11 protein-coding genes and 1 pseudogene are annotated in these 12,490 nt (G+C 63.0%); 11 read left to right on the forward strand and 1 reads right to left on the reverse strand.

Going from position 1 to position 12,490, the window contains the following annotated elements; genetic code table 11:
• Positions 1-58: 58 nt before the first annotated feature.
• Positions 59-1,351, forward strand: a complete 1,293-nt coding sequence (cytX, locus tag ACMGT0_RS03480; RefSeq protein WP_054059397.1) for a putative hydroxymethylpyrimidine transporter CytX — start codon at positions 59-61, stop codon at positions 1,349-1,351.
• On the opposite strand, the gene ACMGT0_RS03485 is transcribed toward cytX, so the two are convergent.
• On the reverse strand, positions 1,320-2,051 hold the full coding sequence (locus tag ACMGT0_RS03485; RefSeq protein WP_416771500.1) for an RsiV family protein: 732 nt from the start codon (positions 2,049-2,051) through the stop codon (positions 1,320-1,322). The two genes, cytX and ACMGT0_RS03485, sit on opposite strands and share 32 nt — an antisense overlap.
• A gap of 209 nt (positions 2,052-2,260) precedes the next feature.
• Here ACMGT0_RS03485 and ACMGT0_RS03490 point away from each other — a divergent pair, with 209 nt between their 5' ends.
• From ACMGT0_RS03490 to ACMGT0_RS03535, 10 genes and pseudogenes are all read left to right on the forward strand, one after another.
• The gene (locus ACMGT0_RS03490) at positions 2,261-2,878 is read left to right on the forward strand and encodes an NUDIX domain-containing protein (RefSeq protein ID WP_054059399.1); all 618 of its coding nucleotides are present in this window, start codon (positions 2,261-2,263) and stop codon (positions 2,876-2,878) included.
• The gene (locus tag ACMGT0_RS03495) at positions 2,869-3,321 is read left to right on the forward strand and encodes a DUF1249 domain-containing protein (RefSeq protein ID WP_054059400.1); all 453 of its coding nucleotides are present in this window, start codon (positions 2,869-2,871) and stop codon (positions 3,319-3,321) included. Before ACMGT0_RS03490 ends, ACMGT0_RS03495 begins: the two co-directional genes overlap by 10 nt.
• Before the next feature lie 143 nt (positions 3,322-3,464).
• A complete protein-coding gene (gene cpdA / locus ACMGT0_RS03500; protein ID WP_054059401.1) occupies positions 3,465-4,283 on the forward strand; it encodes a 3',5'-cyclic-AMP phosphodiesterase in 819 nt (272 codons plus the stop codon).
• 93 nt (positions 4,284-4,376) lie between these two features.
• Entirely contained in the window at positions 4,377-4,985 is a 609-nt protein-coding gene (locus ACMGT0_RS03505) for a YqiA/YcfP family alpha/beta fold hydrolase (protein ID WP_054059402.1), read from the forward strand.
• Positions 4,986-5,024: 39 nt separating this feature from the next.
• Positions 5,025-6,929: a DNA topoisomerase IV subunit B gene (parE, locus tag ACMGT0_RS03510; RefSeq protein WP_054059403.1), complete on the forward strand. Its 1,905-nt coding sequence runs from the start codon at positions 5,025-5,027 to the stop codon at positions 6,927-6,929.
• A complete protein-coding gene (locus tag ACMGT0_RS03515) occupies positions 6,929-7,912 on the forward strand; it encodes an esterase-like activity of phytase family protein (protein ID WP_416771502.1) in 984 nt (327 codons plus the stop codon). Before parE ends, ACMGT0_RS03515 begins: the two co-directional genes overlap by 1 nt.
• A pseudogene (locus ACMGT0_RS03520) lies at positions 7,909-7,980 on the forward strand (TIGR02281 family clan AA aspartic protease); the annotation flags it as partial. The gene ACMGT0_RS03515 and the pseudogene ACMGT0_RS03520, both read left to right, overlap by 4 nt.
• Before the next feature lie 10 nt (positions 7,981-7,990).
• The gene (gene parC, locus ACMGT0_RS03525; protein WP_416771504.1) at positions 7,991-10,249 is read left to right on the forward strand and encodes a DNA topoisomerase IV subunit A; all 2,259 of its coding nucleotides are present in this window, start codon (positions 7,991-7,993) and stop codon (positions 10,247-10,249) included.
• Between the two features lie 200 nt (positions 10,250-10,449).
• Positions 10,450-11,139: a PqiC family protein gene (locus ACMGT0_RS03530; protein WP_081006017.1), complete on the forward strand. Its 690-nt coding sequence runs from the start codon at positions 10,450-10,452 to the stop codon at positions 11,137-11,139.
• Positions 11,140-11,247: 108 nt separating this feature from the next.
• Positions 11,248-12,467, forward strand: a protein-coding gene (locus tag ACMGT0_RS03535) for an IS3 family transposase (RefSeq protein ID WP_152973122.1) whose coding sequence is annotated in 2 segments (ribosomal slippage) — positions 11,248-11,596 and positions 11,596-12,467 — 1,221 coding nt in all. Because the reading frame shifts where the segments join, the coding sequence is not laid out codon by codon here.
• Positions 12,468-12,490 lie beyond the last annotated feature (23 nt).

Below are 12,490 nucleotides of genomic sequence, written 5' to 3' on the forward strand. Positions count from 1 at the left end.
TAGACCCTCAAGCGCGCCATCGCCCTTGCAATCCATACACCTATTTTCGAGAGCAGCCGTGAATACACCCGCCAGCACCTATTCCCCCGATCTCGCCGTCCCGCTCGACAAGCGCGTGTTCGGCGCGCGCGACCTGTTTTCCCTGTGGTTCTCCCTCGGCATCGGCCTGATGGTGCTGCAGACCGGTGCCCTGCTGGCGCCGGGGTTGGGGCTGGCCGGCTCGTTGCTGGCGATCCTGGTTGGTACGGCGGTCGGCGTACTGCTGCTGGCGGCCGTCGGTGTGATCGGCAGCGATACCGGACTGGCTTCCATGGCTGCTTTGAAACTCAGCCTCGGCCAGTATGGAGCGAGCCTGCCGGCGATCCTCAACCTGCTGCAACTGGTGGGGTGGGGCGCGTTCGAAATCATTGTCATGCGTGATGCCGCCAGCCTGCTCGGTGGCCGGGCCTTCGGCGAAGGCAGCCTGCTTGCCAATCCGTTGCTCTGGACCCTGCTGTTCGGCGCGCTGGCCACCTTGCTGGCGGTCAGCGGTCCGCTGACGTTCGTGCGCAAGATCCTGCGCAAGTGGGGTATCTGGCTGTTGCTGGCGGCGTGCCTGTGGCTGACCTGGAACCTGTTCGCCAAGGCCGACCTGGTGGCGCTGTGGGCCCAGGCCGGCGATGGTTCGATGGCGTTCGCCGTGGGTTTCGACATCGCGATTGCCATGCCGCTGTCCTGGCTGCCGCTGATCGCCGACTACTCCCGGTTCGGCAAGCGTGCGCAAGGTGTGTTCGGCGGCACCGCGCTGGGTTTCTTCATCGGCAACCTGTGGCTGATGAGCCTGGGCGTGGCCTACACCCTGGCCTTTGCGCCGAGCGGCGAGGTCAATGCCCTGCTGCTGGCCCTGGCGGGTGCCGGGATGGGGATCCCGCTGCTGCTGATCCTGCTCGACGAATCGGAAAACGCTTTCGCCGACATCCATTCGGCGGCGGTCTCCAGCGGGACCCTGCTGCCATTGAAGGTCGAGCAACTGGCCCTTGCCATCGGCGTGCTCTGCACCTTGATCGCCTGCCTGGCACCCCTGGCGCAGTACCAGAACTTCCTCCTGCTGATCGGCTCGGTGTTCGCGCCGCTGTTCGGCGTGGTGCTGGTCGACCACTTCATCCTGCGCCGGCGTGGTTGCGTCGTGGTGTCGCCAGCCTTGCGCTGGTCGGCGCTGCTGGCCTGGCTGGGGGGTATCGGCACCTACCACCTGCTGGCCAGTTTCCATCCGGAACTCGGTGCGACCCTGCCGTCGCTGCTGCTGGCAGGGCTGCTGCAACTGCTGTTGGGCAAGGTCTTCACTGCCGGGCGGGAAACCGCTCGGGCTTGAGGATGCCGTTGAGGCGCGAGTAGTCGACCTTCAGGTCGATCAGGCCCATGGCGTAGGGCGCGATGGTCGTCACGTTGTACTTGAGCAGTACCCCGTCGCTGGTCAGGGCAACGTTCGGGGTGGTCTGGAAGGGCCAGGTACGAACGAAGTCCTGGTCTACGCGATTGTTGATCTGCCAGCTGTTGTGGGCGACCTTGACCAACTTCCAGAAGGCTTCTTCCTGGCCCGGCAGCAGTATGTCCTGCAGGGTCAGGGCCTTGTGTTCCTCGCGTGACCAGTTGATGAAGCTGCGACTCGGCGTGCCCTGGGGGGTACCGTTGTCCAGGTAGCTGATCAGCTCGATGATCACCAGGCCGTCATGCTGTTCGAGTACCTTGGCTTGCAGATAGCTGCCCTGGCGGCTGGCGGAGGTGGCGAGGAACTGATCCTGGTAGGCCTTGAGCGACGTCGGCAACGGCGTGGCTTGGGTCATCTGCAGCAGGCGGCGCTCGATCAGGCTGTCCAGTTGCGGTTCGCTCGGAAAGTGCACCGTGTCGATGTTCACCAGCGGGCAGTCCGGATCGTTGCAGCCCGGCTTGACCTGTTCCCAGGCGTCGCGCTTGAACTCCAGCGGCTTCTGCGTGGCGGGTTGGAACAGACTCTGGCACGCCCCGAGGGTCAGGGCGATGCAGGTCAGCGAGGCGATTTTTAGAAACGACATGTACGTCCTTCGTCGGCGAAAGATAGGTCAGGGAGAGCGTGCTTTGACTGTCAGCGGCGGACTCGGTTCGCCACTACGCTAATTAGAGTAGGTTTCGGTGGCAGCCGTCTATCCCGACAATGGGAAAGTGGCTGCATCAGCAGGTGTCGGCGCGTTAGGATGGCGCGAAGTCGAGGGGGAGCCTCGCCGCTACAGCAAAGAGGATCAGCATGACCGACATCAGCAAGTCCAGTCCGACGAAAGTCGAGATCATTCGCCGGGAGAACTGCTTCAAGGGCTTCTACCGGCTTGATCGCCTGCACCTGCGCCATGAGCTGTTCGCCGGTGGCATGGGCAAGGAGATCAATCGCGAGGTGTTCGTGCGCCATGATGCGGTGTGTGTGCTGCCCTACGATGCCCGGCGCGATGAAGTGGTATTGCTGGAGCAGTTCCGGGTCGGCGCCATGGACAAGACCGACAACCCATGGATGGTCGAGCTGGTGGCCGGCCTGATTGACAAGGACGAGCAGCCGGAAGAGGTTGCCCATCGCGAGGCGCAGGAGGAAGCTGATCTGGCGCTGCAGGCGCTGTGGCCGATCACACGCTACTTCCCGTCGCCTGGCGGCAGCAATGAGTTCGTTCATCTGTACCTGGGGCGTTGCCAGACCGAGGGGGCCGGCGGCCTGTATGGGCTGGTGGAGGAGAGCGAGGACATCCGGGCGACGGTCTGGGCCTTCGATGATGCCCTGCAGGCCGTGCGCGATGGGCGGATCATCAATGCGGCGTCGATCATTGCCTTGCAGTGGCTGGCGTTGAATCGTGCCGAAGTGAGGGGCTTATGGTCGTAAGTCTGCTGCGCGAGCGTTATCGGGTCGATCTGATCGGGCTGCAGGCAGCCTGCGAGGCGAACTATGCCCGCCTCATGCGCCTGCTGCCCGAGATGCGCGACCAGCAACGCGCCCGCCGGATTGCCGTGACCCAGGGCGACCAGATGCTTGGCGTGCTGGCCCTGGAGGTGCTGCAGGACTGTCCCTACACCACCACCCTGCTGGTGCGTCAGGAACACAGCCTGCCATGGTTGCCGGTGCCGCAGTTGCAGGTACAGGTCTACCACGATGCGCGCATGGCCGAGGTCATCAGCGCCGAGCATGCACGACGCTTTCGCAGTATCTACCCCTATCCGAACGCGGCCATGCACCAGCCGGATGAGAAGGCCCAGCTCAACATCTTCCTCGGCGAGTGGTTGAGCCACTGCCTGGCCTGTGGTCATGAATTCGAAGCGGTACGTTAATCGGGTTGTATCCGGCTAAATGTGAACTGTGCCCGTTTTCAGCCATTTCCTCTTTGCAGGTTCCCTGACCATAATTGCGCGCAATGCGGTTTTGAACGAATCGGTTGAAACCTGTCCAGCCAGCAATTGCGGGAGAGAGCGCCTTGTCGAGCGTAGCCACTCAATCGACCACCACGGACTCGGTGCTGTTGGTCCAGCTGTCCGACAGCCATCTGTTTGCCGAGGCGGACGGTACGCTGCTGGGCATGAATACCCGCGACAGCCTGCAGCGGGTGATCGATTGCGTCCTGGCCGAACAGCCGCGGATCGACCTGCTGCTGGCCAGCGGCGACCTGTCCCAGGACGGCACGCTGGAGTCCTACCAGTGCTTTCGCCGGATGAGCGGACGTATTCCGGCTCCGGCCCGCTGGTTTCCCGGCAACCACGACGAACTGCGCGAAATGACCGCGGCCGCCGCCGGCAGCGACCTGCTGGAACCGGTGGTGGATATCGGCAACTGGCGCGTGACACTGCTGGATTCCGCCGTGCCGGGCTCGGTGCCGGGGTTTCTGCAGGATGAACAGTTGCAGTTGCTGGAGCGCGCGCTCGGTGAGGCGCCGGAGCGTCATCACCTGATCTGTTTCCACCACCATCCGGTATCGATCCAGTGCGCCTGGATGGAGCCGATCGGCTTGCGCAATCCGCAGGCGCTGTTCGCCGTGCTGGAGCGCTTTCCCCAGGCGCGGGCCCTGCTCTGGGGGCATATCCACCAGGAGTTCGACCGCGAGCACCAGGGCCTGCGCCTGCTGGCCTCGCCCTCGACCTGTATCCAGTTCGCGCCGGGCAGCGAAGATTTCAAGCTCGACGACAAGGCTCCCGGCTACCGTTGGCTGCGCCTGCATCCGGATGGCCAACTGGAGACCGGGGTATCGCGTGTTCAGGACTTCGAGTTCACCGTCGATCACGGCGGTACGGGTTACTGAACTTCCCCAATATAGGTAGGAAGTATCTCAGGGCGAGTCATGGCCCCGGACTCAGGCTAAACTGCGCGTCTTTGCCCGCCAGCGAGCGATGACATGTCCGGTTCGATCCTGTATATCCACGGCTTCAACAGTTCGCCCGAGTCGAAGAAGGCCACCCAACTGACAGACGTGATGGCGATTCTGGGGCTTGGTGCACAATTGCGGGTCCCGGCCCTGCACCATCATCCACGCCAGGCGATGGCTCAGCTCGAGGCGGCGATCGCCGAACTCGGACGTCCGCTGCTGGTCGGCAGCTCGCTCGGCGGCTACTATGCGACTCACCTGGCCGAGCGCCATGGCCTGAAGGCCCTGCTGGTCAACCCGGCGGTCAGCCCGCACCGGCTGTTCGACGGCTTTCTCGGCCCGCAGCAGAACCTCTACAGCGGTGAAACCTGGGAGCTGACCCTTGACCACGTGACGGCCCTGGCCGCCCTGGAAGTGCCAGCGCCGCAGGACCCGCAACGGTTTCAGGTATGGTTGCAAACGGCCGACGAAACCCTTGATTATCGCGCCGCGCAACAGTATTACCGGGCGTGCGCCTTGCGTATCCAGGCCGGCGGCGACCACGGTTTCCAGGGCTTTGCCCGACAATTGCCGGCGTTGCTCAGTTTTGCCGGCATCGCTGCCGATAAGTACCAAGCGATCGATTTCTCTGCACTTTGAGAATGACCCCTATTCATAGACGACTGATGAAGAGACCCCATGGCCACTCCCAGCGCTAGCTCCTATAACGCAGACGCCATCGAAGTCCTCTCGGGCCTCGACCCGGTGCGTAAACGTCCGGGCATGTACACCGACACCAGTCGGCCGAACCACCTCGCCCAGGAAGTCATCGACAACAGTGTCGACGAGGCCCTGGCCGGGCATGCCAAGTCGGTGCAGGTCATCCTGCATGCCGACCACTCCCTGGAGGTCTGCGACGACGGTCGCGGCATGCCGGTGGACATCCACCCGGAAGAGGGCGTATCCGGTGTCGAACTGATCCTCACCAAGCTGCATGCCGGCGGCAAGTTCTCCAACAAGAACTACCAGTTCTCCGGCGGCCTGCACGGCGTGGGGATCTCCGTGGTCAACGCGCTGTCGACCCAGGTCCGGGTCAAGGTCAAGCGCGACGGCAACGAATACCAGATGACCTTCGCCGATGGCTTCAAGGCCAGCGAGCTGGAAGTGGTCGGCAGTGTCGGCAAGCGCAATACCGGCACCAGCGTGTATTTCTCGCCGGACCCCAAGTACTTCGACTCGCCGAAGTTCTCCGTCAGCCGCCTCAAGCATGTGCTCAAGGCCAAGGCGGTGCTGTGCCCGGGGCTGCTGGTCAGCTTCGAGGACAAGGGCACCGGCGAGAAGGTCGAATGGCATTACGAGGACGGCCTGCGCTCCTACCTGGTGGATTCGGTCAGCGGTTTCGAACGCCTGCCGGACGAGCCGTTCTGCGGCAGCCTGGCCGGTAACAAGGAGGCGGTCGACTGGGCCCTGCTGTGGTTGCCCGAAGGCGGCGACAGCCTCCAGGAAAGCTACGTCAACCTGATTCCGACCGCCCAGGGCGGTACCCATGTCAACGGCCTGCGCCAGGGCCTGCTCGATGCCATGCGCGAGTTCTGCGAGTTCCGCAGCCTGCTGCCGCGTGGCGTCAAGCTGGCGCCGGAAGACGTCTGGGAGCGGATTGCCTTCGTGCTTTCGATGAAGATGCAGGAACCGCAGTTCTCCGGGCAGACCAAGGAACGCCTGTCGTCCCGCGAGGCCGCCGCGTTCGTTTCCGGAGTGGTCAAGGATGCCTTCAGCCTGTGGCTCAACGCCAACCCCGAGCTGGGCATGCAACTGGCCGAACTGGCTATCAGCAACGCCGGGCGCCGCCTGAAGGCGAGCAAGAAGGTCGAGCGCAAGCGCATCACCCAGGGGCCGGCGCTGCCGGGCAAGCTGGCCGATTGCGTCGGGCAGGACCCGCTGCGTTCCGAACTGTTCCTGGTCGAGGGTGATTCCGCCGGCGGTTCGGCCAAGCAGGCGCGGGACAAGGAGTTCCAGGCGATCCTGCCGCTGCGCGGGAAGATCCTCAACACCTGGGAAGTCGACGGCGGTGAAGTGCTCGCCAGCCAGGAAGTGCACAACATCGCCGTGGCCATCGGCGTCGATCCGGGCGCCGAGGACATGAGCCAACTGCGCTACGGCAAGATCTGCATCCTTGCCGACGCCGACTCCGACGGCCTGCACATCGCCACGCTGCTGTGCGCGCTGTTCGTCCAGCATTTCCGCCCGCTGGTGGATGCCGGTCACGTCTACGTGGCGATGCCGCCGCTGTACCGGATCGACCTCGGCAAGGAGATCTTCTACGCGCTGGATGAAGCCGAGCGCGACGGCATTCTCGACCGCCTGGTGGCCGAGAAGAAACGTGGCAAACCGCAGGTCACCCGATTCAAGGGGCTGGGTGAAATGAACCCGCCGCAACTGCGCGAAACCACCATGGACCCCAACACCCGGCGCCTGGTGCAACTGACCCTGGACGATTTCGCCGCGACCGCGGAAATCATGGACATGCTGCTGGCGAAAAAACGCGCCGGCGATCGCAAGACCTGGCTGGAGTCCAAGGGCGACCTGGCGGAGGTGCTGGTCTGATGCGCAGAGCCCTCGCGGCGCTGTTGCTGCTGGTCGCATGGCCGGCGCTCGCCGACTCGGTACCGGAGCTCAAGCTGTTGTCCGAGCATCCGGTCGAGGGCATGCGTGGTGGCAACCTCTCCGGGTTGGCGCTGTGTGGCAGGGAATTGTGGACGATTTCGGATCGCGACGACGACCTGCTGTATCGGCTGGACACCTCGAGCCGGGTCTGGAAGGCCGAGGGCACGCACCTGGAGGTACCGTCGGTACCCGACAGCGGTCTGCCCTGGGGGCTGCGGCTGAAGACCTGGGCGGCGTCGTTCATTCGCGGTGGCGAGCTGGATTTCGAAGGGCTGAGCTGCGACGACGCGGGTAACCGCTATATCGTCAGCGAGGCTCATGCGGCGGTGCTGAAGGTGCCGCCGAGTGGGGCACCGCAGTGGCTGGCGATTGCCCCGAAGCTCGTCAGCGAGGCACGGGACAATGGGATGTTGCTGCACTTCAATGCCCTGTTCGAAGGCCTGGCTGTCAGCCCGCGGGGCGATCGCCTGTGGCTGGCGGCCGAACGCGAGCGGCGTGGCCTGTTGCTGCTCGAGCGGCAATCGACACAATGGGACTGCAAGGGCTCCTGCGTGCTGATGAGCGAAGATGGCAACCAGATGCAGCCAGCGCAGTTCCCGAACGCCAGGGCGGTGACCCGCGACTTCGCCGACCTGTCGCTGTTCGAGGGCAAGCTGTTTACCCTGGAGCGCAACGCCTATCGGATCTGTCGCCGTGATGCGCAAACTGGCGAGGTCGAGCGTTGCTGGTCGTTTGCCGCCGAGGCGCTGACCGAGCCACGGCGTTATCCACAGAACTACGGTCTGGCCGAAGCCCTGGTGGTCGACGCTGACGGGGCCTGGATCGGCCTGGACAACAACGACGGGGCCCGCGCCGATGGCGAGGCCCGGCCGATCGTCTGGCGCTTTGCCGCGCCGGCAGGCGGCTGGAGTGCCCGGCCATGAGCGCTTTGAAACAACTTGAATTCACCCAGCGTGGTGGCACCTTGCTGCTGCGCCAGACTACGAACTGATGAGGCCCGCATGAGCGAATCCCTTGATCTCAGCCTGGATGGCGTGGAACGCCGGTCATTGGCTGACTTCACCGAACAGGCCTACCTCAACTACTCCATGTACGTGATCATGGACCGTGCACTGCCGCATATCGGCGACGGCCTCAAGCCGGTGCAACGGCGGATCGTCTACGCCATGAGTGAGCTGGGGCTGGACGCCGATGCCAAGCACAAGAAGTCCGCCAGGACCGTCGGTGACGTGCTCGGCAAGTTCCACCCCCACGGCGACTCGGCCTGCTATGAAGCGATGGTGCTGATGGCGCAGCCGTTCAGCTACCGTTACACGCTGGTGGACGGCCAGGGCAACTGGGGGGCACCGGATGATCCGAAGTCCTTCGCCGCCATGCGCTACACCGAGTCGCGGCTGTCGCGCTACTCCGAAGTGCTGCTCAGCGAGTTGGGCCAGGGCACCGCGGACTGGGTGCCGAACTTCGATGGCACCCTGGAAGAGCCTGCTGTATTGCCGGCACGTTTGCCGAACATCCTGCTCAATGGCACCACCGGTATCGCCGTGGGCATGGCCACCGACGTACCGCCGCACAACCTGCGGGAAGTCGCCAATGCCTGCGTGCACCTGCTCGATGAGCCCAAGGCCACGGTGGAGGATCTGTGCAAGTTCGTCCCCGGGCCTGACTATCCGACCGAAGCGGAAATCATCACGCCCCAGGCCGATCTGCTGAAAATCTACGAAACCGGACGTGGCTCGGTGCGCATGCGGGCGGTCTACCGCGTCGAGGATGGCGACATCGTGGTGCATGCCTTGCCGCACCAGGTCTCCGGGGCCAAGGTGCTGGAGCAGATCGCCGCGCAGATGCAGGCCAAGAAGCTGCCGATGGTCGCCGACCTGCGTGATGAGTCCGATCACGAGCATCCGTGCCGTATCGTGATCATCCCGCGCTCCAATCGGGTCGATCCCGAAGAGCTGATGCAGCATCTGTTCGCCACCACCGACCTGGAGTCCAGCTACCGGGTCAACGTCAATATCATCGGCCTGGACGGCAAGCCGCAGTTGAAGAACCTGCGTTCGCTGCTGGTGGAGTGGCTGGAGTTCCGGATCAACACCGTTCGTCGTCGCCTGAAGTTCCGTCTGGACAAGGTCGAGAGACGCCTGCACCTGTTGGACGGCTTGTTGATCGCCTACCTCAACCTGGATGAAGTGATCCACATCATCCGCACCGAGGAGCATCCCCGCGCCAAGCTGATCGAGCGGTTCACCCTCGACGATATCCAGGCCGACTACATTCTCGATACCCGTCTGCGTCAGCTGGCGCGCCTGGAAGAGATGAAGTTGCGCGGCGAGCAGGACGAACTGCTCAAGGAGCAGGCCAAGCTGCTGGCGCTGCTGGCCAGCGAAGCCAAGCTGAAGAAACTGGTGCGCAGCGAGCTGCTTGCCGATGCGCAGACCTACGGCGATGACCGCCGTTCGCCGATCGTTGCGCGTGCCGAAGCCAAGGCTTTGTCGGAAAACGAACTGATGCCCACTGAGCCGGTAACAGTCGTTCTGTCGGAAAAAGGTTGGGTTCGCTGTGCAAAAGGTCATGATATTGACGCCACCGGCTTGTCCTATAAGGCTGGCGATGGCTTCAAGACTGCGGCGGCCGGACGTTCCAACCAGTTTGCGGTGTTCATCGACTCCACCGGCCGCAGCTACTCGGTGGCGGCTCACACGCTGCCATCGGCGCGTGGCCAGGGCGAACCGCTGACCGGTCGTCTGACGCCACCGCCGGGCGCGAGCTTCGAGTGCGTGCTGCTGCCGGAGGACGAAGCGCTGTATGTCATTGCGTCTGACGCGGGCTACGGCTTCGTGGTCAAGGGTGAGGACCTGCAGGCCAAGAACAAGGCGGGCAAGACGCTGTTGAGCCTGCCCAACGGTTCGAAGGTGATGGCGCCGCGGCCGGTGACCGATCGCGAGCAGAACTGGCTGGCGGCGGTGACCACCGAAGGCCGCCTGCTGATCTTCAAGATCAGCGACCTGCCGCAACTGGGCAAGGGCAAGGGCAACAAGATCATCGGCGTTCCCGGTGAGCGGGTGGCCAGCCGCGAGGAGTACGTCAGTGACCTGGCGGTGCTGCCGGAAGGCGCGACGCTGGTGCTGCAGGCCGGCAAACGCACCTTGTCGCTCAAGGCTGATGACCTGGAGCATTACAAGGGCGAGCGCGGTCGTCGGGGCAACAAGTTGCCGCGTGGCTTCCAGCGCGTCGATGCGTTGTTGGTAGAGACTGGCAATTAGTCCGGTCCAGTGCGTCTGTCCTGTTTTTTTAGCGCAGGATAGACGCCGCAACACTGGAGTAACGGCGCATATTCACGGATGATATGCGCCTCTTGGGCGGCCGCATGGCGGAGCGCCCGGACGAATTTTCTGGATCAGACTGTGGCGTGCCTCACGGTGGCCACCTGGATGGGATGATGACTGTTCTGCGCCTTCCTTTAATGTTGCTGCTCACCGGCGTGCTCGGTTTGGCCGGCTGCAGCGTTAACAAGCCGGTTTCCTTATATCAGCTGGACAGTGGCACGCCGGGCCAACCTCAACAAAGCGCGGGCATGTTCGTGGTACTGGGCCCTGTCACCCTGGCCGACTACCTGCAACGCGAAACCCTGCTGCAACGTCAGCCCGACGGCAGCCTGACGGCGGCAACCGACGGCCGCTGGGCGGGTAGCCTGTCTTCGGACATCAACCAGTTGCTGGTCCGGCAACTGGCCTGGCGGCTGGACAGCCAGCGGGTCGTGCTGTCGCCGGCGACGGCTGGCGCGACACCGGATGTGCAGGTGCTGCTGTCGATCACCCGCCTGGACTCCGGCACCAAGCAGCCGGCGATCCTCGATGCCCAATGGCGCCTGCTGGATCGGCGTGGCCAGGTGCGGGACAACCGTATCGTGCACCTGGAGCAGCAGCATGCCGGTTCTTCGGCGGCCCAGGTCCAGGCCCAGGGAGAGTTGCTGCAGCGTCTGGCCGAGCAGTTGAGTGTGGCCCTCAAGCCACTGGCCAACCAGCCGCCGGTTGCCGAAGTGCGGAGCAAGCCGCCAGCCACATCGGCCCCGACCAAGCAGGCCGAACCGCAGAAACCGAAGATCCCGATGGCCACGCCGATCCGCACGGATATGGAAGTGTTCCGCTTCTGAGGCCACGCCGGATAACAAAAAGCCCGCATTCGTTGCGGGCTTTTTTGTGGATGGTGTCCCGTCCTGAATAAGGTTTACACCTTCCATCCCGAAATCCCGGAGAATCAGATGGAGCAAGGTGTAAAGCGCACACAGCGAGATTACTCGCTGTCTTTTAAATTGGCGGTTGTCGATCAGATCGAAAAAGGCGAGCTGACCTACAAGCAGGCCCAAGCGCGGTATGGCATCCAGGGGCGGTCGACGGTTCTGGTATGGTTGCGTAAGCATGGTCGGCAGGATTGGAGCCAGGGGGCCTCAATCCGAGCCGAGAGGAGCTGCGTGATGTCCGATCCCAAGACGCTTACTCCAGAGCAGCGGATCAAAGAGCTTGAGCAGCAGCTTGAGCTGATGAGCCAGAAGGCTCAGTTCTTTGAGAAAGTCGTTGATGTCCTGAAGAATGACTACGGTGTGTCGGTCGTAAAAAAGCGATCCGGCAAGTCCTCTCGCAAGGTCAGGTCGCAGGACTGAGCATTGCCAGGACTTGTCGGTTTCTGGGGATTAGCCGGCAGGCTTACTACAAGCGAAATCGAGCGGCTGACAGCAAAGCACACCAGGCAGATCGGGTCGTTGAGTTTGTTCAAAAGGTCCGGATGCGTCAGCCACGACTGGGTACAAGGAAGCTGCACTATCTGCTGCATTGCCAGCCGGATAGGCGGGTCCGAATTGGCCGAGACCGACTATTTCAGGTCTTGGGAGAGCACCGCTTGCTGGTGTTGCCCAAGCGGGCGTACCACAAGACAACGCAAAGCTTTCACCGCTTCTACCGGCATCCCAATCTACTCAAGCCAGGCCCGAATCAGGTGGTCCCTGGAGGGCCGGAGCACGTCTGGGTGGCGGACATTACTTACCTGCCCGCTAGTAGCGGTCCACTGTACCTAAGTCTGGTGACGGATGCGTATTCCAGAAAGATTGTCGGGCACCATGTGCATGAAGGTTTGCATGCGGAGTCTGTTGCCCAGGCCTTTAGACAGGCCCTACGCAAGCGGCGTCGTCGTCAGCCCTTAGTTCATCACTCGGACCGAGGCATCCAGTACTGTTCGGCGCTGTACCAGTCACTTCATCAACGGCACGGAGTTCAGTGCTCGATGACTGACGGATATGACTGCTACCAAAACGCACTTGCTGAGCGCATCAACGGAATCCTCAAAACAGAGTTGCTGTTGAGCAACCCAGAAAATCTGGAGCAGGCGAGGAAGATGGTCGATGAGGCAGTGCAGATCTACAACACAGAACGGCCTCATATGGCCCTGAAAAACAAAACGCCCGATGCGGTGCATCGGGCGTTTTGAGGCCTGTGGGCCTACCTGAACAG

The organism is Pseudomonas sp. RHF3.3-3 (assembly GCF_048069595.1).
In the GTDB taxonomy this organism is placed as follows: Bacteria; Pseudomonadota; Gammaproteobacteria; order Pseudomonadales; family Pseudomonadaceae; genus Aquipseudomonas; species Aquipseudomonas fuscovaginae_B.